This is a genomic window from Streptomyces sp. 796.1, assembly GCF_047525675.1.
GTDB lineage: Bacteria > Actinomycetota > Actinomycetes > Streptomycetales > Streptomycetaceae > Streptomyces.
On the sequence record NZ_JBLIWA010000018.1, the window covers coordinates 135,514 to 156,201 of the forward strand.

Below are 20,688 nucleotides of genomic sequence, written 5' to 3' on the forward strand. Positions count from 1 at the left end.
GGACTATCGACATGATCTTCGAAAGAGCCTCCGACGTCGTCACCGATGACGTGTTCCTCCGGCTGACCGGCTTCCTCGCCAGCGGCGAGGTGTTCCTGAAGCTGGAAGGTCTCAACCCCGCGGGGTCGGTCAAGCTCAAGACCGCCGTCGCCCTGATCGAGTCACTGGAGCGGACGGGTGCGCTGCGCCCCGGCTCCCGCGTCATCGAGTCCTCGTCGGGCAACCTCGGCGTCGCCCTCTCGGTGGCCTGCGCGGCCCGCGGCTACGCACTGACCGTCGTCACCGACCCCAACGCGGCCCGGCACTCGATCCGTGTCATGGAGAGCCTGGGCACCGACGTGATCGTGGTCAGCGCCCGCGACGCGCAGGGCGGCTACCTGCACACCCGCATCAACTACATCCACCAACGGCTCGCGGACGACCCACAGTTGGTGTGGCTCAACCAGTACGCCAACCCGGCCGGCGTCGGCGCCCACCGGGACCGCACCGCAGCCGCCGTGCACGCCGGCCTCGGCGCGGTGGACGCGCTGTTCGTCGGCTGCGGCACCACCGGCACCCTGATGGGCTGCGTCGAGTACTTCGCCCTCCACAGCCCCACCACCCGGGTGATCGCCGTCGACTCGATCGGCTCGGTCACCTTCGGCGCCCCCGCCTCGCCCCGCTTCATCCCTGGCCTGGGCGCCAGCCGGCAGCCCGAAATCTTCGCCGACGACGGCACGTTCGAGAAGGTGCTGGTCCCGGAGGCGGACACGGTGGCCATGTGCCGCCGGGTGGCCGGCACGTACGGGCTGCTGGTCGGCGGCTCCACCGGCACCGTGCTGGCGGCCGTGCAGCAACTGGCCGCCACGCTGCCCGACGGCGCCCGAGTGGCCGCAATCTCCCCTGACATGGGTGACAAATACATTGACACTGTCTACTCCGACACCTGGGTCACCGAGCGCTACACCGACGTCCCCGAGCTAGCGGGACTCGGCCACGGCGCCACCCCGTGACCCGGGGCGCGCACCGCCGAGCGAGCCAACTCGTCCACCACCAGCAGAAGGAAGAACCCATGTCCCACTTCTTCGTCGTCCCCGGCGCGGCCGTCTCCTCCGTCCTGGCCGACGCCCACCAGGACGTGCTGCGCATCGTCGCGGACACCTACGTCGCCCACGAGCAGGGGCTCTCGGTCAACCCCGACAGCTACTTCCTGCGCTTCCCGGACAAGCCCAACGCCCGGGTCATCGCCCTGCCCTCGTACCTGGGCGGCGACGTGGACACCATAGGCATGAAGTGGATCGCCAGCTTCCCCGACAACATCAAGGAGGGGCTGCCCCGCGCGTCGGCGACGCTGCTGCTCAACGACTACGCCACCGGCTACCCGCTGGCCTGCCTGGAGGCCGCCGGCATCAGCGCCGTGCGCACCGCCGCATCGGCCGCGGTCGCCGCCTCCCGCCTGGTCACCGCCGACGAACCGGTGCGGCTGGCGGTCGTCGGCGCCGGCGTCATCGCCCGCACCATCGTCGACTACCTGCACGCGGCCGGCGTCAAGGTCGCCGACGTGCTGGTGCACGACCTCGATCCGGCCAGCGCGGGCCACCTGGGCGAGCACGCCGCCGCCCGGTTCGACGTGCCCGTCGCCCTCGGCACGCTGGACGACGCGCTCGCCCGTGACCTGGTGGTCTTCGCCACCACCGCCGCCACCCCGTACGTCGGCGCGGAGACCGAACTGCGCGCAGGGCAGGTGCTGTTGAACATCTCACTGCGCGACCTAGCCCCCGAGCTGCTGCTGCGCAGCAACAACGTGGTGGACGACGTCGACCACTGCCTGAAGGCGCAGACATCGCCGCACCTGGCCGAACAGCTCACCGGCGGACGGGACTTCATCACCGGCACGCTCGGCGCGCACATCCGCGGCGAGGTCACCCTGGACCCGGCCAAGCCGACCGTCTTCTCCCCGTTCGGCCTCGGCATCCTGGACCTCGCGGTGGGCCACCACGTACTGCACGAGGCCAGGCGGCAGGGCAGCGCCGTCGAGATCCCGGACTTCATCGGGGAAACCAAGCGCTGGTAACGCACCACCGGCAGGAGGCACAGGGGTGACGACCTCTTCGCGCAACATCGATGTGACGGCCCCCGGGCCGGGCGCAGCGGCGGGCCCCCTCGCCGCCCGCCCGGCCCCCTCCGCCCGCGCCGCCCCACGGCGCGGGCGGGGCACCGCCGACCAGCCGGCGTCGGCGGCCGAGGAGATCGAACGGCTGGTGCCGCTGACCCCGCTGGAGCCGGCGGCCCTTGAGGTGTACGAGCACGCGGCCCGCACGGCCAGCGTCAGCCTGCCCGAACTGCGCCGGCTCACCGGCCGCCCGGACGAGGAGCTCGCGCACTGCCTCCAGGTGCTGGTACGGCTGCGGCTGCTGCGCCCGACGCACGGCGGCGCCGCCCGCTGGGCCGCGGTCTCCCCGGACAGCGCGGAACTGCACCTGCTCGGCCCGGCCGCGCGCAAGATCGCCGACCTCCAGGAGGCGCTGGCGCACGTACGCGGCGAACTCTCCGCCCTCGGCGACCACTACCACCAGGGCATCGTGCACCGGCTGCGCGGCGCCGGCACCGAGGTCGTCACCGGCGCCGGGCACGTCAGGGGCTGCGTCACGGACCTGGTGGCGCACGCGGGCCGGGAGGTGCTGGTGGCCCAGCCCGGCGGGGGCGGCGAGCAGGACGCGCCGTGGGACCCGCTGGAGCGGCTGGAGGTGGCGCTCGCCCGCGGGCTGCCGATCCGCACGCTCTACCAGCACACGGCGCAGTTCACGCCCGCCACGGTGGCCCAGGTGGAGCGGCTGACGGAGGGCGGCGGGCAGGCCAGGACGCTGGGCGACCGGTTCGCCAGGGCGCTGGTCGTGGACCGGCAGACCGCCGTCATCCCGCTGCGCGGCGACCCGCACGGCGCGGTCATCGTCCGCGACCCGAGCACGGTGGACTTCATGGCCACCACCTTCGACCGGCTGTGGGGCCAGGCCACGCCCTTCCCCACCAAGCTGGGCCGCCAGCAGGCCATCGCCGCCTCCGACGCGATGAAGTCCGACATCGTACGGCTGCTCATCGCCGGCGAGGACGACAAGGCCATCGCCCGCCGGATGGGCATGTCGGTCCGCACCTGCCAGCGCCACATCAACGAGATCATGCGCCGCCTCGGCGCCCGCAACCGGATGCGCGCGGGCTATCTGCTGCACCAGTTCGAGCGGGAACAGGGGTACGGGGCGGGCCGTGACCCGGGCCGGGAGCAGGGCAGGGAGCCGGATCGGGAACGGGCGGGGTAGGGGCCCGGGCGGGTCGGGACGAGGTGGGGCGGGCCGGGGCGGGCGCCCTCGTGTCCGGGGGGAGGCGAGGCGGTGCGGCCCGTACCTGCCCCGTGCCGCCTCGCCCGCCCGCCCCGTACGCGCCCCGCTTCTCAGCCCGCGCCCGCCCCGTCCGCCACGTCGGCCGGGCCCGCCGCATCGGATGGGCCCGCCGACCCTTCCCCACCACCCGGTGCCGCCGGCACCCCCGGCACCGCCGCCGTGCTACGGGTGACCGACTCGGCGCGCTCCGCGGCCTTCTGCGGATCGGTGACCCACAGCTTGTAGAAGTCGAACGGGCACTCCGCGAGCCCGGCCGGCCCCTCGCCGGCCGCCGCGATGCCCGAGTAGCCCCGGTGCACCAGCTTGAAGAGGTGGTTCTGCGACTGGTCGTAGGTGCGCGCGTCGCGGATCGCGGAGACCGAGAGCTGCGCGTACTGGATGCCGTACGGCTCCTCGCCGGTCTCGCCCAGCGTGCGCCCGTCGAACCCGATGATCGCGGAGTGCCCGAAGTACGCGTACACGCCGTCGAACCCGGCCGCGTTGGCCACCGCCACGTAGCAGTTGTTGGCCCACGCCATCGCCTTGGCCATCAGCACCTGCTGCTCCTTGGCCGGATACATGTAGCCCTGGCAGCGCACGATCAACTCGGCGCCCTTCATGGCGCAGTCCCGCCAGATCTCCGGGTAGTTCCCGTCGTCGCAGATGATCAGCGAGACCTTGAGCCCCTTGGGCCCCTCGGTCACGTAGGTGGCCTCGCCCGGGTACCAGGGTTCGACGGGGCACCAGGGCAGGATCTTCCGGTACTTCTGCACGATCTCGCCGCGGTCGTTGATGAGGACCAGGGTGTTGTACGGAGGCTTGTCCGGGTGCTCCTCGTGCCGCTCGCCGGCGAGCGAGAACACGCCCCAGGTGCCCGCCTCGCGACAGGCCGCGGCGAAGACGTCCGTCTCGTCGCCGGGCACGGACGCGGCCGTGTCCAGCATCTCGGCCGGGTCGTACATGATTCCCTGGGTGGAGTACTCCGGGAAGACCACCAGGTCGAGCCCGGGCAGCCCGGTCTTCATGCCCACCACCATCTCGGCGATTCGCCGCGCGTTCGCGAGCACCTCGTCCCGGGTGTGCAGGCGCGGCATCTGGTAGTTGACGACCGCGACGCCGACCGTGTCCGGGCTCGACGCAATGTCACCGTGTCGCATGTGCTCACTCCTCTTCTGCTTCGTCGTCATCCGACTGCTGGGCTCGTGGAGTTGCTTGGCTTACGGGTGCGGGTTGGGGAGTTGCTGGGTTGTGGGACCCGCCTCGCCAGTCGGGACGGGCCGGGCGGGTCGTGGCTGGGCTGTGGCCGGGGTGGCTGCGGTCCGCCGGGTGCCGGGTACCCGGGTTCCGGTCGTCCGTCGCCCGCGGCCGGGATGGGGGGCGGCTGCGGTACGGGGCGGGGCCGCGCGCGGAGGCGGGGCTTCCAGCGAAGCGCGTACGGGGTCCGTCGGCTACCCCTGCGCGGCGATCGGGCGCAACGGGGCGCACGGAGCGCGCCGCGGCGCCAGCAACCGCGGCGGCGGCTCGGGCGGGGGTCCGCCCTGGAGGCGCCAGGGCGCGCGCTGCGCCGGGAGGCGTTCGCGCTGCTCGGCGCGTTGATCGTGCTGGGCCTGCGCTTGGGTTGACGCGGGCCGGGGGGTGGTTCGGCCACGGCGGGGGCCCGCGAACCGACCGCGGACCCCCTCAGACGAACCAGTCCTTCCGGCCGCCCCGGCCCTCCCGCTCTGCTACCCCCGCACCCAGCCGCACCGGTCGAGCCGCCCGGCCGTGCCGTCCGCGTCCGGGTCGGTGTCCGCGGCGCCCGTGGAGGTGGCGCGGGCCGGGAAGGCCGGGCGGGCGGCATCGGGCGTGGCCGCCGCGCGGGCCCGGGTGGCTGCGTGGCCGGCGGCCGGCGGGGCGAGCGGACCGCCGGGGCCGCCGGCCGTACCGAGCTGGTCGGGGTGGCCGGGGTGGGGGCGGCCGGCCAGGCCCGGGCTGCCGGGCCCGTCCGGGGCGCCGGCCGGTTGCCGTACCCCGTCCGCGGCCGGATCGAGGCCGCCGGTGAGCAGGTCGAGCCCGAGCGGCGTGCACTGGTGCCGCATCGTCTTGCCCTCCCGCCTTGAGGTGATCAGCCGCGCCGCCCGCAACGCCTTGGCGTGCGCGGACGCGGAGGAATTGGCGATGGCCAGGGCCGTCGCCACGTCGCCCGTCGTGCGCTCGACGGTGAGCAGCCGCAGCACCGCGGCGCGCGTCGTCCCGAGCAGCCCCGACAGCGCGTCGTCCGCGCCCGGCGCGTCGAGCAGCGGGAGCGGCGTCAGCGCCGGATAGACCAGCGTGGCCGGCGAACCGCCGTGCGGGACGCAGGCGATCGCGTGCGCCGTCCACACCATCGAGGGGAGCAGGACGAGGCCGTGGCCGCCGAGTACGACGTCCACCGGGCGCGGTCCCGGGATCTCCAGCGTCGCGCCCCGCCACCGCGCCCCGCGGGCGATGCCGGCGAGCGTGGCGCGGACGCCGTGCTGGGTGAGCGAACGGCTGCGGCAGGCGTACTCGGCGTCGTAGCCGGCGGCGATGCGCGGCCAGGAGGGTGCGATCAGCGCGTCGTAGGTGGCGCGCATCGACGAGGTCAGGGTGTGCCAGGCGGCGTGGTCCTGCTCGCCCAACTGGCGGGCCCAACTGGTCAGCGGGCGCCCGGTGGTCGACCGCACCATGTCGAGCTGTACGCGGACGTCCGCGGGCCGCGTCGACTGCACCTGGTCGAGCCCGTCGGCCACGCCCCGGCTCGACGGCGCGAGGAAGACGGGCCCGTCGTGGACGGTCGGTGGGATCAGCGAGAGCAGCGGCCTGGCCCCGCGGGGCAGCGCGCGCCACGCCGTCTGCCGCCACCGGGCGAGCACCAGCGGCAGGTCGGACCGTTGGAGCGAGGCCATCGCCAACCCCAGCTCCACCAATGGCGCGGGCCCGCGCGCCAGCGTCACCCGCGCCAAGTCATCGGCCGTGAAGTGCAACCGCAACATCCCTGGTCTCCCCTACGTCGGCTCCGCCCACGGCACCCAGCGACGATTGTGCGGCCCGCGCCGCCCCGGAAGAAGGTCCGAACTGGCCGATGCTGGCCCGGCTTTGGGGCTGATGGTGCAGGTGAAGAGGGGTGTGGCCAGAGTGTGGGATGTGGGGGTTGTGAAGGTGCGCGCCCCTGGACGGTGCGGAGCGGTGCACGCGGGGCGCGGAGGGCGCGGCGGGTGTGGGGGAGGGGGCCGGGCGGGGGACGGCGCCGCTACACCCCGCCCGCCGCGACCACGTACCGCTCGCGGACCTGCCGGTAGCGGGCGAGTTCCGCGAGGGCGGCCTCGACCACGGCCTCCCGGCCGCAGGCCGCTACCTCGGCGCGCAGCAGGAGTTCGGCTTCCTCGCCGTGGTCGCGGGCCGGTTCGCGGGCCGCCCTGGTGCACAGCCGGGTCACCGCGGGACCGGCCGCGGCGCCGCAGGCGAGCAACGCGGCCGGAGGCCACCAGGCGCCGCCGGCGACCCCGGCGACGACGGCCACCAGCCAACCGAGACCGACCAACTGCACCGCCAGCAGCGTCCGTTGGGCCAGTCGCGCGGCGGCCCACCAGTGCGGCCTGACGGCCAGCGCCCCGGGCTGGCCCGGGGGGGGGGGGGGGGGGGGGGGGGTGCGCACCGCGCCGTCGGCCACCTCGTCCACCACCGCGTCCAGCGCCTCCGCCAGCCCGTCGGCCGCGCCCCGCGCCGCCTCCCGTACCGCCTTCGCCCACGGCCGCGGCAGCCCGTGGGCCGCGTCGTCGGCCAACGTCCGTACGGCGTGCTCGACCGCCGGCCGCGCCACGGTCACGGCGGCCGGGCGCCCGGTCCGTACGGGGCCGCCGGCCGGCTGCCCCGGGCCGCCGTCCCGGGCCACCGCGTCCGGGCCGGCTCCGGCGGCCACCTCGTCGGCCGGCCCGTCGGCACCCGCCGCCGTGCCGGCTCCGGCGGGGTGGGACGCGTACGGCGGGTGGGCCGTGGCCGTGGGGTCGGGCGGGTACGGCGCGCGGGGCGGGCCCGTGGCGTCGTCGGGTGCGTGGGCCACTCGCTGCGGGCCGTCCGTGGCACGTGGGGCGACGACGCCCGGTGCGGCTGGTGGTGCTGGTGGTGCTGGTACTGAGGCGGGCACGGCGCCGGTCGGGGAGTCGGGGGCCGACGGCTGCGCGGAGGCCGGCGCTGGTGCGGCGCCCGCCTCCCGAGGCTGTGCGGCGCCTGTCTCCCGGGGCTTTGTGGCGCCCGCCTCCCAGGGCCGCAGGGGGTCCGTCCCGTCGGCCCCGCCTGCCGCGCCGTCGCGCCACGTCAGGTCGTCGCCGCCCCTGCCGCCCCACCAGCCGCCGGCCTCCGGGGCCGCGGCCGTCCGCCAGTCGACCTCCGGGTACGGGCCGGGCCCGGTGGCCTCGAAGGCGGCCAGGTCGGCGTCTTCGTAGGCGTCCAGTTCGAGGCCGCCGTACGGACTCCAGCCGGCGTCCCCACCGCCACCGGGCGCGTACCGCGCGCCGCCGCCCGGCGTGTCCCCGGCGGTGCGCGCCGCCGGCGGCCCCGCGGCTGCTGCCGTCGCCGCCGTCACCGCGCCGGCCCTGGCCCCGCCCTGCGGTGCGAGGCGCGCGGCGAGTGCGCCGGCGGGCTGGTCCGCCCCGCCCTGCGGCTCGTTCGGCCCGGCGGGGGCCGGCAACGAGGCGGCCGACCGTAGGGCCCCCGCGTCCCGGTCCTGCCCGAGCGGCCCGCCGGGCCCGGGCAGCACGCCCCGCCCAGCCGGCACCGCGTCAGCGCCCGTACGAGTACCGGCACCAGCCCAAGTACGGTCCCCGGGGCCGTCCTCCGCCCTCGTGCCACCGGCCGCCCGCCCCGTACCGCCAGCACCACCCTCCGTACGCGGCGGCTCCGGCGCCTCCCGTACCTCCCGCACCTCCGGCGACCCGGGCAGTTCCTGCGACTCCTGCGACTCCTGCGATTCCTGCGATTCCTGTGAAGGTCGAGAGCGCTGGGGCTGATCGGACCGCTGGGCCCAAGGGGTTCGGCTGGCCAGGCGGGACCACGGGGTGCTGCACGCCTGGGTTGCGGCGCGGAGCCAGGCGCGTTCCGCGGCCTGGCCGAGTGCGACGGCGCCCGCCGCGTCGGCGAGCCGGTCCTCGAAGTCCTCGCAGGCGCGTGCGCTCAGCCCGGTCGGGCCGTCGGTGAGGAACACGGGGCGCAGTTGGAGCGTGGCCGCGTCCAGGTCGGCGGTGAGTCGGCGGTCGGCCGCCAGGCGTTCGGCCGTGAACTGCTCCAGCGTCTCGCGCAGTTCGTCGACGCCCGCACCGGTCAGCGCGGACAGGGCGAGCACGGTCGCCCCGGGGTCGCCGTGTTCGCCGAGCGCGAGCCCGTCCTCGTCCAGCAGCCGGCGCAGGTCGTCCAGCACCTGATCGGTGGCGTCGCCCGGCAGCCTGTCGATCTGGTTCAACGCGATGACCAGCACTTCCGCGTACCCGGCGAGCGGGCGCAGATACCGCTCGTGCAGCACCGCATCGGCGTACTTCTCCGGGTCGACCACCCACACCATGACGTCCACGAGCCCGAGCAGCCGCTCCACCCGGGCCCGGTGCCCTGCGTTGACCGAGTCGTGGTCGGGCAGGTCGAGCAGGACGAGACCGGCGAGGTCCGGATCGTCGGGCCTGGCCGGCCGGAACCGGTCGGCCGGCTCGATGCCGAGCCGGTCGAGCAGCCCGTCGGCCCGCTCGCTCCAGGCGCACGCCAACGGCGCACAGGTGGTCGGCCGCTCCGTACCGGCCGCCGCGTGCTCCGCCCCGACCAACGCGTTGAACAGCGTGGACTTCCCGCTCCCGGTCGAACCCGCCAGCGCGACCACGGTGTGCCCGCGGGCGTACCGGTCCCGCGCCGCCGCCTCGTCCAGCACCTTCTCCGCGCCGGCCAGCGTCGGCCCCGGCACCCGCGTCCGGGAGACCGCCACGACCTCGCGCAACGCCACGAGCCGCCGCCGCAACACGGCCTCCGCCAGCCCGCCGCCGGCCCCGGGCGCCCGCCCCTGCTCCTGCCCGTACTCGTGCCCGTGCCCGTACCGGCGTCCCCGCGCCGGCCCACCCCCGGCCTCGGGTTGCACCACGGCCCTGGCCAGGGCGTACGCGTCGGACGCCAGCGCCGCTCCGGCACCGGGCCCCCGGCCGGGCTCCGGCCCGATCGCGGACGGGGACGGGGACGGGGACACGGGCGCGGCAGCGGGCGGGGTGGCGTCGGTGTCGGGGGCCGCGGCGCCGGGCAGCCCGCGCGCGGCTGCCGCCCCGTCGCCGCCGACAGCGGGGACGGGGTCAGGAGCACAGGCGGCCTCGGGATCGCCCTCGGAGTCGGGCGCGAGGCCGGGTGCGGGGTCGGCCGCCGGCTGGTGGGGCGCAGCGTCGGCGTCGGGTTCGGCCGCCGGCTGGTGGGGCGACGTGGCGGGTGTCCCGCCGTCGTCCGGCCCCGTCGCGGGGGCGCGGTCGCCGGACAGCTCCGGGCCGGGCTCGGTGGTCGTCACCTCGGTCACCTCTCTGTTCGCTCCGCTGCGTGCCGTGCGAGGGGCGACGCGGCCGAGGGGGGATGTTCCTTCCACAGCAGGGACAGCGCGGCGATCAACTCGGCCTGCCGCTCCGGTGCGACGTCGAGCGCGACCAACGGGGCGAGCAACCGTTCCCGTTCCGCGTCCACCACGCGCCGTACGCACTCCGCGAGCAACTGGTCGCCGACCTCCCGCACCCGCAGTGCCCCGGACGCACCCAATGCCTCCGTGAGCCCTTCAGCGGCGGCGCGCGCCCCCTCGCCGCCGAGCAGCGCCACGGCGAGCAGCGCCGCGACCGCATCCGGATCGGGCGGCTCCGGCTGGTCGGTGGTGGCCGCAGCCGCCTCGGCCAACTCCTCAAGACACCGCCGCCAGCGCCGTACCGACACCCCGACCCGCCCCGCGACCTCCGCCGCGTCCGCCGGTACGAGCACCGCATCGGCCGGCACCCGCGCCAGTTCGCCGGGCGCGGGAGCCGTACCGCCCGGCGCGCCAGCCACCCCAGCCGCCCCCCGGGCCACCCCGTCCGAAACCGTGGCGCCAGCCCCGGACTCCTGCCGCTCCACCGCGCTGACCTGCGCGTCCGCCGCGCCCATGACACAGCTCAACAGGGTGCCGAGGGAGGTGGTCAGCGCCCCGACGAGCGCGTGGTGGCTGCGCGTGGGGTGGTAGCCGATAGCCCGGCCGCGACCACTGTCGTACGGCGGGCAGCGCCAGTGCGTCAGCGCGTCCCCGGCCAGCGGCGCGCCCTGCGCGATCTCCCGCAGCGCCCGCCGCTCCGCCCCCGCGTACGCCTCCGTCACGCGCCGGGTCAGCCGGGTGGCGGCGGCGTGCTGTGCGGCGGCGGCTGCGGCCAGCGCCGGAACCTGGGTACGCAGCGCGGCGACGGCCCCGTACGCCGTGCGTGCGGCGGACGTGGCCCGGGTCACCGGGTCCTCGGCGCGCCGCGCCAGCCACTCGCGCAGCCCGGCCACGGCTGTCGCGGGCAGCAGCCCGCTGCCGCCGGCGACGGACTCCGGCAGTTCCGGAATGGTGAACCGCGGCACGCACCCGAGCCCCGCCTCGTCCAACAGCGCGGCGTACGCGCCGGCCACCTCGGTCGCCACCTGGTGCGGCACCCGGTCGAGCACCGTGACCAGCGTGACGTCGTACTCCTTGGCGGTACGGAGCAGATGCCAGGGCACCGCGTCCGCGTACCGCGTCGCGGTCGTGACCAGCACCCAGATGTCGGCCGCGCAGATCAGCCGGGCGGCCAGCTCGCGGTTCTCGACGACCAGGGAATCGATGTCCGGCGCGTCGAGCAGCGCGAGCCCCCGCGGCAGCGCCGGATCCACGTCGATCCGCACCGAGTCCACCAGCGCGTCGTACGCCTCATCCGCCTCCGCCCCACGGCCCCCGCCCCGCTCCACCCCGCGCAGCTCGCCGACCCCGCCCAGCTCACCCGCCCCGCCGTACGCGTCGTACTCCGCCGCCCCGCGCCCGTCGTAGCCGCCCCAGCCGCCGTACGTGTCGGGTGCGCCGTACGCGTCGTGCGGCCCGCGGTCGTCGTGGCCGCCCCGGCGACCTGAGGCGTCGCGCCCGGCGTAGGGGTCGACCCCGAGCCCGCCGGCGGCGCCCGCGTACGGTGCTCGCCCGGGCCCCGCCTGCCGCTCCTGGGAGGGCATCCACACCCGGCTCAGGTGGGGGAGTACCCGCCGGTCAGCGAACCAGTGGCGGTCCTCCGGATGGCAGACCAGGACCGGCGTACGCGTCGTGGGCCGCAGCACCCCGGCCTCGCTGACCCGCCGCCCGACGAGGGAGTTGACCAGCGTCGACTTGCCGGCCCCGGTGGAGCCGCCGACCACCGCGAGCAGCGGCGCTTCGGGGGCCTGCAGCCGGGGCAGCACGTAGTCATCGAGCTGGGCGAGGAGTTCGGCGCGGCTGCGCCGGGCGCGGGCCACGCCGGGGAGCGGGAGCGGGAAGCGTGTGGCGTCAACACGATCACGCAGTGCGGACAGCGCGTCGAGCAGTCGGGGCCGTACGTCCAAGGTCGCCACATGGGAACAATGCCCAATTTTGCTTAGCTTTTGAAGCGTATAGCCCCGTCTGTTCTCCGATGAGACCCACCCGGATCACCACAGAAGGGGCGCGGGGGTCGCGCGGGGCCTGAGTCGCAGGCATAACGAGTGCACAACACCCGCCCCCTGATCCGTGAAAACCCGTGCAGGATTCGCACCTGCCTGCGATTATCGGCATCGCTTCACGGAACCTCCACATCGTGCCACGGAGGTGAAGCAACCGGGACGAGGCGTAAGGAGCCCTATCCTTGTCCCGGCAACGGCACGGTTCCGCCCGCTAGGCCACCAGCGCAACGGCCGCAGGTCGGAACGCACCACCTGGGGCTCACCGGCCGTCCGCGGCCACCACCGGCCCCCGTAGCTCAGTGGATAGAGCAGGTGCCTTCTAAGCACTTGGCCGCAGGTTCGAGTCCTGCCGGGGGCGCCACCGTCGGCCATCCGCAATGGTTGCGTCGTTGCAGGTCGGGCCGTGTCTGCTCAGCTCTTGCCGGCGGGCCTCGCCGCTGCGGGAATGGCCCCGGCCGCGGTTCGGCCGTGCCGGATGCGCGTGCTAAACGCCTCGTACCAGATGCTTCGTACGGAATGCCTCGCGCCGACGGTCGGCGGCGCGCCCGTCCCGTGCCCGCGCGCAGTTCGCCCAGTCCCGCCCCCGGCGGTTCAGCGGTCCGCGAGCGGTTCGGCAGCGGGGAAGTCGGCACCGAGGGTGACCTCTCGCCAGTCGTCGAAGACGGTCCGCAGGGAGTCGAGCTTGGCGGTGGCGATGTCGTACGCGGCCTTGCCCAGCAGCAGCCGTAGCGGTGGCCGTTCGGCCGTGACGGCGTCGATGACGGCGCGGGCGGCGCGTACCGGGTCGCCGGGCTGGTGGCCGTAGCTGGCCAGCGTGCTGGCGCGGCGGGCGCCCGCCGTGGCGGCGTAGTCGTCGATGCTGGTGGCGGACTGGTGCATGGAGGACCCGGCCCAGTTGGTGCGGAACGCGGCGGGTTCCACGATCGTCACCCCGATGCCCAGCGGGGCGACTTCGGCGGCCAGCGACTCGGAAAGACCCTCCACGGCGAACTTGGTCGCGTGGTAGTAGCCGGTGGCGCCGAAGCCGGCCAGGCCGCCGATGGAGGAGACGTTCACGACGTGGCCGGAGCGGCGGGCGCGCATCCCCGGCAGGACGGCCCTGACGGTGTCGACCAGGCCGAAGACATTGGTGTCGAACAGGGCGCGCACCTCCTCGTCGACGCCCTCCTCGATGGCGGCGAGATAGCCGTAGCCGGCGTTGTTGACCAGGACGTCGATCCTTCCGAAGACGGTCTGCGCTCGGGCGACCGCCGTCGCGATCTGCTGGGGGTCGGTGACGTCGAGCGGCAGCGGGAGGGCGCGCCCGTCGTGCCCGCGGACCACGTCGGCGACCGTACGGGGGTCGCGGGCGGTGACCACGGCCCGCCAGCCGCGCTCCAGCACGGCACCGGCCAGCGCCCGGCCGAGGCCGGAGGAGCAGCCGGTGATGAACCAGACCGGCGTGTCAGGCGTGTCGGGTATGTCAGGTGTGTCAGGGGAGGTCATGCGGGACGTGCCCTTCGCTCGGGGTGGTTCGGTGCGGCGATTCTTGGGGTGGGGCGGGGGACTTGGCGTGAGGTGTCGTGGGGCGGGGTGGCTTGGTGTGGGGCGTCGTGGGGCGGGGTGTGTCCGTACGAGGTGTCGTGGGGCGGAGCGTCCTGGGGCGGGGTGGCTTGATGGGCGGGGGCGTGATGCGCGGGGGCCGTGGTCTCCTCCCGCCGCAGACCGGGCGTACGGCGCCGGCCAGCAGCCAGCGCGTGGCCCTCGGGCCGCACCAACGCACGCCGGGCCCGCAGGAACTCACTGAGCCGTTGCGTGTGCACGGCCACCAACGTAGGCGCGGTCGGCGCGCGGAGCGTGGCCCTGTCACACCCACCCTCGTCGGCCCGGACGGCGGCGGCGGGGCTCTGCCGGGCGGGCCCCGGCGCCGGGCTGCGCGCGACCGGGCTCGCCGGAGCGGCGGGAGGTGGCCGCGGCGGGGGCCGGCGAAGAGCCAGCGGAAATGGCCTGACCTGCACCGACGCGGCCATGCCGGAGAGGGCGACGGCGGTGCCCCCGGCAGGACTCGAACCTGCGGCCAAGTGCTTAGAAGGCACCTGCTCTATCCGCTGAGCTACGGGGGCTGAACTGCGCGGACGCAGCGTCCTCGGGGCCGCCCGGACGGTGCGGGGCGTCCGGCGGGCCGTGGGGCGGAGCGCACGCGTTGCTCGTGTCACGCGGCGCCCACGCGAAGACTCTCACACCATCTTCACAAGCGCGGGTCCGTACACGGCAACTTTCAGCCGCGGCCGTGTCGTTGCTACGCCCCCGCTCGCAAGGGCCCCGGAGGGCCGCGCCCCGTGTCGTGCCGGTCGGCGCCGGTTCCTGATGGCGCAAATCCATGGGGCCCACCAGCGCGTCCGTGCCCCGGCGGCCGTTCCGCCCGGAAAGAGGCGGGGCCCGCAAGTACGCTGCCGCCCTGGGGCGCCGCCCGTGTCGAGGTCGGGCACTGCCCGCGAGGGCCGCCACCACGGGGAACCAGTGGGGCCCACCGAAACGCGGTGGGGCCCATTTCGTACGGGGGCTACGCATTCATCATGGATCACTTACGTCGCATCAAAGGCGCGGTGGCGACGGCCATTGCCGCGATCGCCTGCCACGCCGTGCTGTCCTACGGGCTCGAAAAATCGCACGAGGCCGGGGAGGAGCAGCCGGACGTCGTACTCAGTGGGGCGGTGGAATTCCTCCTCGCGATAGCTATTTCCTGGACCCTGATGCCCGTTCTGTTGGCGGTACTGATGCGCCTGTCGGGAGAAAAGGGCAACCATCTCCTCGTACTCGTCTGCGGATTGGTCTGGCCGCTGCTTTCCGGATACTTCCTCGACGAGATCGACGACGGTACGGGTCGCATTCCCCTCGTCGCCGTCGTCCTCTACGTCCTCCTGGGCACGCTGTTGGCCGGAAACAGGCACGACAACGGTAGGGAGTGAGCCCCGGCGACAGGGCGGGCCGGCCCCGGGCGCCCGGGCGGGCGCGGTGGGAGCCCGGGCGAAGGCTCATCTCGCTCCGGCGGGCCGTCGCGTGGGGCGGGCGCAGGCGGCGCGCAGGGGCTACCTGTCCTCCGGGGGGCTGGCTCCGGCCGCTGCGGCCCTCAGGTGCTGGTCAAGGGTGTCCAACGCGGCTCGGAACGTCTCGTCCATGGCCCCCTGGGCCAGCGAACCAGGCAGGACGAGCGGCCGGCCGTGGGTACGGTGCGCGCGGATGACCCACCAGCGCACGGCGTGCCGACCGGTGCGCTCCTGCGCCTCGAATCGGGTGATGCGGTGCCAGGGGATCAGCCGCCGGCTCACCGCTGTCCGAAACCGTACTCCCTCGGGAGTAAGCAGGGTCATGCCGAACGCGCGGTTCAACGCATAAAAGGCGGTCGGCAACCAGATCCCGGCAAACACCACGGTCGCAACGGCGCCACTCTCTCCCGAGGTCGCGTACGCGCGGGGCAGTACGAACACCGCGCCCAACCCGAGCAAGACCGTCACCGACACCAGCCCAGTGAGCATGGACCGCCGCGCGTGCCGCGGGAGTGCTATTCGAACCGTTTTCACTGGTTCATGGTAATTCGTATGGGCGGGGCGTGAGATTTCTGGCCCGGAGGCCACCGAATTCTGGCTCGCTGTGCCGTGGGCTGCTGTGCTCGGGACCGCCGTGACGAAGGGCGCTGCGACAAGGAACGTCGCGACAAGGAACGCTGCGATAGGGAACGCCGCGATACGGCTGTCGTGTTACGGGCTGCCGCGGCGTGAACGGATTCGGTGGGGGCTGCCGCCCCCTGTAGGGGCTGTCGAAGAGGGGCGCGGCTCCCCCGGGGCAGCGCGCTCCGCGCCGCCGGCCCGCCCCGGGACAGCGCGCAACGGGCGCCGACCGGCCGGCCCCGGAGCCCCGGACGTGGCCCCGCCCGCTCCGGCGGGCCCGGCGCCCCCGTAGGCCAGACCAGCCGCACCCGCTCCCGGCGACGCCCGGACCCCCGCTCCCGGCGACGCCCGCACCGCCACCGCCCCACCCGCGCGCCCCACCCCGCGCCAGCCGCCCGCCCACCCGCCGCCGGAACGAGATCACGGGACAAGCGAGATATAGCGTCACGCAGCTTGATGGAGAGCCGCATATCGGATCATCCTTGGCGCCATGAGTCTCGCCGCCACCGCAAACGATGTGCCCGTCACAGGCGATTACGCCCGCGACTGGGCCCTGGTCGACGTCGAGACCTCGGGGCTCGTGGCCCGGCGGGACCGGGTGCTGTCCATCGCGGTGATCACGGTGGGGCCCGACGGACGGCAGACCGGCGAGTACTCCACGCTGCTCGACCCCGGGTGCGATCCGGGCCCGGTGGCGGTGCACGGGCTGACCGCCGAGCGGCTGCGCGGCGCGCCGACGTTCGAGCAGGTCGCCGGGCGGATCGCGGCGATGCTCCAGGACCGGGTCATGGTCGCCCACAACGCGCAGTTCGACTACGACTTCCTGGCCCACGAGTTCGCCCGCGCCCGGATGTGGTTGCCGGTGTCGCAGCGGCTGTGCACCCTGGCCCTCAACCGTCAGGTGGACCCGCCGACGGATGACATGAAGCTCGGCAGCCTCGCCGCGCACTACGGCGTACCGCAACGGCACGCCCACGACGCGCTGGACGACACGCGCGTACTGGCCGGCATCCTGCACGCCTCGCTTCGCGAGGCGGCACGGCTCGACCTGCCGTTGCCGCTGGTGAAATGCCCGCCACGGGCCCAGACACAGTTCACGCCGCAACCTCCCAAGACGCCGTGCGGCTACCGCAACCCGGGGCGGTGGACGCCCGGCGGACCGCTCCGGCAAGGCATGAAGATCGCGATCACCGGTGAGACCGCGCACGCCAGGGCCGAGTTGGTCGCCCGGGGCGTCGCCGCCGGGTTGAACATGATGGGCTCCGTCAGCCGCCACACCAGCGCCCTGGTCAGCAACGAGACCGCCGCGCAGTCCACGAAGGCGCGGCGGGCCATCGCCGAGGGCGTGCCGGTCATCGACGAGGCCATATTCCTCCGGCTCCTGGCCGACGTCCGGGCCGGAGTGGCACACGAGGCCCCGGCCGCGCCGCCGGCAGGGGCAACCCACGCATCGGCCGGCCCCCGGACCGACTCGCCCGCACCCCCGCTCACCGCGCCGGCCGCGCCACTGTCCGCGCCGTCCGCCCGCACTGCTGCACCACGGGTGCCCGTATCACCGGCGCCCACGTCGCCGACGCCCGTATCACCGGCGCTCGCACCGCGGGTGCCGACGCCAGCTGCGCCCGTACCACCTGCGAGTGCCCCTGCCGCGACCGTACCCCCCGCCCCCGCCCCCGCCCCTCCCTCCACCTCCTCCTCCCCATCCGTCCCGCCCGTATCGCCTCCTCCGGCCGCCCCGGTGCCGGCTCCGCGCAGGTCAGGGCGTACGGCAGGTGGCGCCGGCGGCGTGCTGGCCGGGCACCGGGTGCTGGTGCTCGGCGGGGTGCACGCAGCCGCGGTGGCGGCGCGCTCCCGGGTGGTCGAACTCGGCGGTTCGGCGGCCATCAACCTCTCGGCCAGCGTCACCGACGTCGTCCTGCTGCCCGGTGGGGAAGCCGACCGACGGATGAAGCGCATCACCACCATCGAACTGCCCGTCCACGACGCGGCCTGGCTCGCCTCGCCGACCACCACCGACCGGCCGGCGCCCGCGACCCGGGCGCAGGGCCCCCTGGTGATGCCGCGGGGCGGGGTCCTCGACCTGCCGGACGGGCCCGGCGTCGGACCCGCGTGGCACGTCACCGCGAGCTGGGCGCCGCAGGACGACTGCGAGATCGACGTCGTCGCCTTCCTCCTGGACGAGGACGAGCAAGTCAGCTGTGACGAGGACCTCGTCTTCTACGGCGCCCCGGAGAGCCCGGCCGGAACCGTACGGCTCCTCACCGGTGGCCCCGCCGAGCAGACCATCGCCGTCGACCTCGCCGCGCTGCCCGCCGCGACCCGCCGGGTCGTGGTCGCCGCGGCCATCGACGGCACCGCCACCTTCGGCACCGTCGGGGCCATCCAACTCGGCGCGGCCCCCGGCACCAGCGCCGCACCCGTGGCCCGCGCCACCCTGGACGCGGCAACGACCGAACGCACCATGCTCCTCGCGGAGATCTACCGCCGGGGCCCGGTCTGGCGGCTCCGCGCGGTCGGCCAGGGCTATGACCACGGCCTCGACGCCCTGGTCCGCGGATACGGCGTGGACGTCGCCCACTAGCAGTACGCGCCCACCGGGCCCATCCGCGCCCTCACCCCCAACGTCCGCCCCTTCCTGCCCGAACCGCCAACGCCACCCCCGGACCCGCTATCGACCACCCACCCGCTACCCGCCCACGCTGCCCAGCCACAGCACGTCCCGCGCCCGCGTCATGGCCACGAAGAGCTGGCTGCGGCGCAGCTCCGCACGTTCCCGCGCCGTCTCGACCGCCCCCGCCCCGCCGGCCCCCGCCTCCGACGGCGGGACCGCGTCGTACCGGGGCAGGTAGACCCGCTTGAACTCCAACCCCTTGGCCCTGCGGTACGTGCCCAACTTGACCGCGTCGACCGCATGGCCGGCGTAATGGTCGAGCAGTTGCACCGGTATTCCGGCCTGTTCGAGCAGTTTGCGGTAGTGGGCGATGGCGTGCTTGGACGGGCACAGCACCGCGACGTCGGCATGGGCGCCGGCGGGCAGCTCGCGCAGCGCGCCCAACAGGGCCTGGTCGTGGGCGGCCACGGTCGGCTCCGTGACCCGTACCACCTGCCCGTCGTGGTACGTCAGGTCGACCTCGCGGCGCCCCGGCGTCCGCAGCCCGTCGATGTCCTCGAACGCGTCATCGGCCACCACCTGGAGCGCCGCCTCCAGGATCTCTCTGCTGTTGCGGTAGTTGGTGGCGAGCACCTGCCCGCGGTCGCCCCGGACGTCGATGCCCGCGTCGGAGAGCCGGAACCCGCCCGGATAGACGGCCTGTTGCCCGTCGCCGATCAGCAACAACCCATTGGGCACATCGCCCACCACGGCGTGCAACAGCCGCACCCCGACCAGCGACAGGTCCTGGACCTCGTCCACGATGACGCCCGCGTAGCGGGGCTGGTCCGCAGGCCGTGCCGCCTCCGCCAGTGCCAGCGAGAGGACGTCGTTGAAGTCGTGCACGCCACGCTCGACGCGCAGCGTCTCGTACGCCTCGTACAGCGCCCACACCGCCTCCCGGTACGTGCGGCCAAGCCGCGCCCTCCGCCGCCGTCTGGGCACCACCGCGTACTCGTCGAACGTCGTCAGGCCGCGCCCCTTGATGACGTAACCGATCTCCTCCTCCCAGTAGCGCGGCGTCGGGTCGACCTCGGCCAGTCGGCTCGGCCGCCCGACGCGCGTCCAGGCCAGGCTGAAGGCGGTCGCGGCCTTCTCCGCGTGCAGCCGCACCGGCACGCCGCGCTCGCGCAGGAACTCCTGCGCCCAGGCGTGGAGGCTGGAGAAGTCGACCCGGTCAGCGACCGCCGGCGCCATGGTCGCGAGGAACGTGCCCTGCACCCGCGGCAGGTTGTTGGCGTACGTGACGTACAGGATGCGGCCGGTCGTACGGCGCGCTAGGTGCGCCGCGCGATGCAGTCCGACCACCGTCTTGCCGGTGCCGGCCGGGCCGCTGATGCGCGCCGGGCCCGACCAGTTGCGGCGCACCAGCGAGACCTGGTCCGGGTCGAGGAAGGACATCCACTGCTCGATCGGCCCGCGCAATGCCTCGTCAAGTGCCGCGTTCCGCAGTCCCTCCAGGTCGAACAGGCCGTCCGCCGCCTCCTGCCGCGGCTGGACCGGGGCGGCCGGCGCCGACCGGTCGAGCTCCACCGGTACGTACCCGGGGAACGCACTCTCCAGATGGCCGGCGATCATCCGCACCGGAGCGGCGTGCAGCCGCTGCCGCTCCGCGAGCAGCGCCGGGCCGATCTCGCGCCCACCGAGCAGCCTGGCCCGGCCCGCCTCGGCGTCGATCCGATGGCCCGCGCAGACCAGCAGCGGCTGGACCGCCACCGGCGAAAGCCCGAGCTCCGCCACCACCCGCTCGACCGATTTCGTCGCCGCCAGCAACTTCGCCACCGCAGCGGCCCCCGGACCGTCGCCGGATGAGTCTGTCGTGGCGTGCGGTGCGCCCGTGGTGCGGACGGTGCCGTCCACGACGGCGGGGGCTGCGGGCCAGCTCTCGACGTCGATCACGAACATCCCACCGGGCCCCACCAGCAACAGGCCCGCTTGCGCGCCGCGCGTTCTGGGCCACTGTCGGTCGACGAGCAGCCGCCAACCGCGCGCCGTCAGTACCAACAACTGGGCCAGCACACCGCGTTCGCCCTCGCGCGCGGCGTCCCACCGCTGGACCTGCTGCCAGGCGGCCTGCCACTGCTCGCGCAGCAACCGCTCCTGGCGCCTCGCCTCCTGCGCCCGCCGCGCCCTGCTCCCGTCTGCCGTCATACCAGCCCCCCTCGTATGCGGACTGGCGATGATAGGTCGCCGACCTGCACGTGCGGCAGGGCGCGGGGTGGCCAGGGCGGCGCGTTTCCCGTCGGTGCCGTGCGGCCGAACCCGCGCGCCGACCGCGTCCAGGCGTACGTGGCCCCGGCCGGGTGGCGGTGGGCGGTCGGGCGGTTTGGGACGGGCCGGGCAAACCTGTCCGACGGCCCGGAGCAAGGGG

Annotated in this window: 12 protein-coding genes and 2 tRNA genes; 6 read left to right on the forward strand and 8 right to left on the reverse strand. The window is 74.8% G+C overall.

Annotated elements, in window-relative coordinates; genetic code table 11:
- Positions 1 to 11 precede the first annotated feature (11 nt).
- The 3 genes from sbnA to ACMA1D_RS14575 are packed head-to-tail and all read left to right on the forward strand — an operon-like array spanning position 12 to position 3,293.
- Positions 12 to 992, forward strand: coding sequence for a 2,3-diaminopropionate biosynthesis protein SbnA (gene sbnA / locus ACMA1D_RS14565; RefSeq protein WP_414724377.1), 981 nt, complete (start codon positions 12 to 14; stop codon positions 990 to 992).
- A 59-nt stretch (positions 993 to 1,051) separates the two neighbouring features.
- Positions 1,052 to 2,053 carry a 2,3-diaminopropionate biosynthesis protein SbnB gene (gene sbnB, locus ACMA1D_RS14570; RefSeq protein ID WP_414724378.1) on the forward strand — a complete coding sequence of 334 codons (1,002 nt, stop codon included), beginning with the start codon at positions 1,052 to 1,054 and terminating at the stop codon, positions 2,051 to 2,053.
- A 25-nt stretch (positions 2,054 to 2,078) separates the two neighbouring features.
- Positions 2,079 to 3,293: a helix-turn-helix transcriptional regulator gene (locus ACMA1D_RS14575; RefSeq protein ID WP_414724379.1), complete on the forward strand. Its 1,215-nt coding sequence runs from the start codon at positions 2,079 to 2,081 to the stop codon at positions 3,291 to 3,293.
- Positions 3,294 to 3,424: 131 nt separating this feature from the next.
- Here ACMA1D_RS14575 and ACMA1D_RS14580 read toward each other — a convergent pair whose 3' ends face one another.
- The 4 genes from ACMA1D_RS14580 to ACMA1D_RS14595 form a co-directional block, all read right to left on the reverse strand.
- Positions 3,425 to 4,510, reverse strand: a complete 1,086-nt coding sequence (locus tag ACMA1D_RS14580; protein ID WP_414724380.1) for an aliphatic amidase — start codon at positions 4,508 to 4,510, stop codon at positions 3,425 to 3,427.
- A 567-nt stretch (positions 4,511 to 5,077) separates the two neighbouring features.
- Positions 5,078 to 6,346 carry an ArsR/SmtB family transcription factor gene (locus ACMA1D_RS14585; RefSeq protein WP_414724381.1) on the reverse strand — a complete coding sequence of 423 codons (1,269 nt, stop codon included), beginning with the start codon at positions 6,344 to 6,346 and terminating at the stop codon, positions 5,078 to 5,080.
- A gap of 257 nt (positions 6,347 to 6,603) precedes the next feature.
- A complete protein-coding gene (locus tag ACMA1D_RS14590) occupies positions 6,604 to 9,876 on the reverse strand; it encodes a GTPase (protein WP_414724382.1) in 3,273 nt (1,090 codons plus the stop codon).
- A 5-nt stretch (positions 9,877 to 9,881) separates the two neighbouring features.
- Positions 9,882 to 11,933, reverse strand: coding sequence for an ATP-binding protein (locus ACMA1D_RS14595; RefSeq protein WP_414724383.1), 2,052 nt, complete (start codon positions 11,931 to 11,933; stop codon positions 9,882 to 9,884).
- A gap of 372 nt (positions 11,934 to 12,305) precedes the next feature.
- Here ACMA1D_RS14595 and ACMA1D_RS14600 point away from each other — a divergent pair.
- Positions 12,306 to 12,381 (forward strand) — tRNA-Arg (locus ACMA1D_RS14600).
- A gap of 230 nt (positions 12,382 to 12,611) precedes the next feature.
- On the opposite strand, the gene ACMA1D_RS14605 is transcribed toward ACMA1D_RS14600, so the two are convergent.
- Both ACMA1D_RS14605 and ACMA1D_RS14610 read right to left on the reverse strand, forming a co-directional pair.
- On the reverse strand, positions 12,612 to 13,505 hold the full coding sequence (locus ACMA1D_RS14605; RefSeq protein ID WP_414724384.1) for an oxidoreductase: 894 nt from the start codon (positions 13,503 to 13,505) through the stop codon (positions 12,612 to 12,614).
- 544 nt (positions 13,506 to 14,049) lie between these two features.
- Positions 14,050 to 14,122: transfer RNA gene (locus tag ACMA1D_RS14610), tRNA-Arg, on the reverse strand.
- Between the two features lie 453 nt (positions 14,123 to 14,575).
- Between ACMA1D_RS14610 and ACMA1D_RS14615 the strand changes: the two genes are divergently transcribed.
- Positions 14,576 to 14,968 (forward strand): hypothetical protein, encoded by a 393-nt coding sequence (locus ACMA1D_RS14615; RefSeq protein WP_414724385.1) that lies wholly within the window; start codon positions 14,576 to 14,578, stop codon positions 14,966 to 14,968.
- 120 nt (positions 14,969 to 15,088) lie between these two features.
- On the opposite strand, the gene ACMA1D_RS14620 is transcribed toward ACMA1D_RS14615, so the two are convergent.
- Positions 15,089 to 15,514 (reverse strand): hypothetical protein, encoded by a 426-nt coding sequence (locus tag ACMA1D_RS14620; protein WP_414724386.1) that lies wholly within the window; start codon positions 15,512 to 15,514, stop codon positions 15,089 to 15,091.
- A gap of 643 nt (positions 15,515 to 16,157) precedes the next feature.
- On the opposite strand from ACMA1D_RS14620, the gene ACMA1D_RS14625 reads away from it, so the two are divergent.
- Positions 16,158 to 18,248, forward strand: coding sequence for a TerD family protein (locus tag ACMA1D_RS14625; RefSeq protein ID WP_414724387.1), 2,091 nt, complete (start codon positions 16,158 to 16,160; stop codon positions 18,246 to 18,248).
- A 105-nt stretch (positions 18,249 to 18,353) separates the two neighbouring features.
- Here the strand turns inward: ACMA1D_RS14625 and ACMA1D_RS14630 are convergent, their stop codons facing one another.
- Positions 18,354 to 20,468 carry a UvrD-helicase domain-containing protein gene (locus ACMA1D_RS14630; protein WP_414724388.1) on the reverse strand — a complete coding sequence of 705 codons (2,115 nt, stop codon included), beginning with the start codon at positions 20,466 to 20,468 and terminating at the stop codon, positions 18,354 to 18,356.
- Positions 20,469 to 20,688 lie beyond the last annotated feature (220 nt).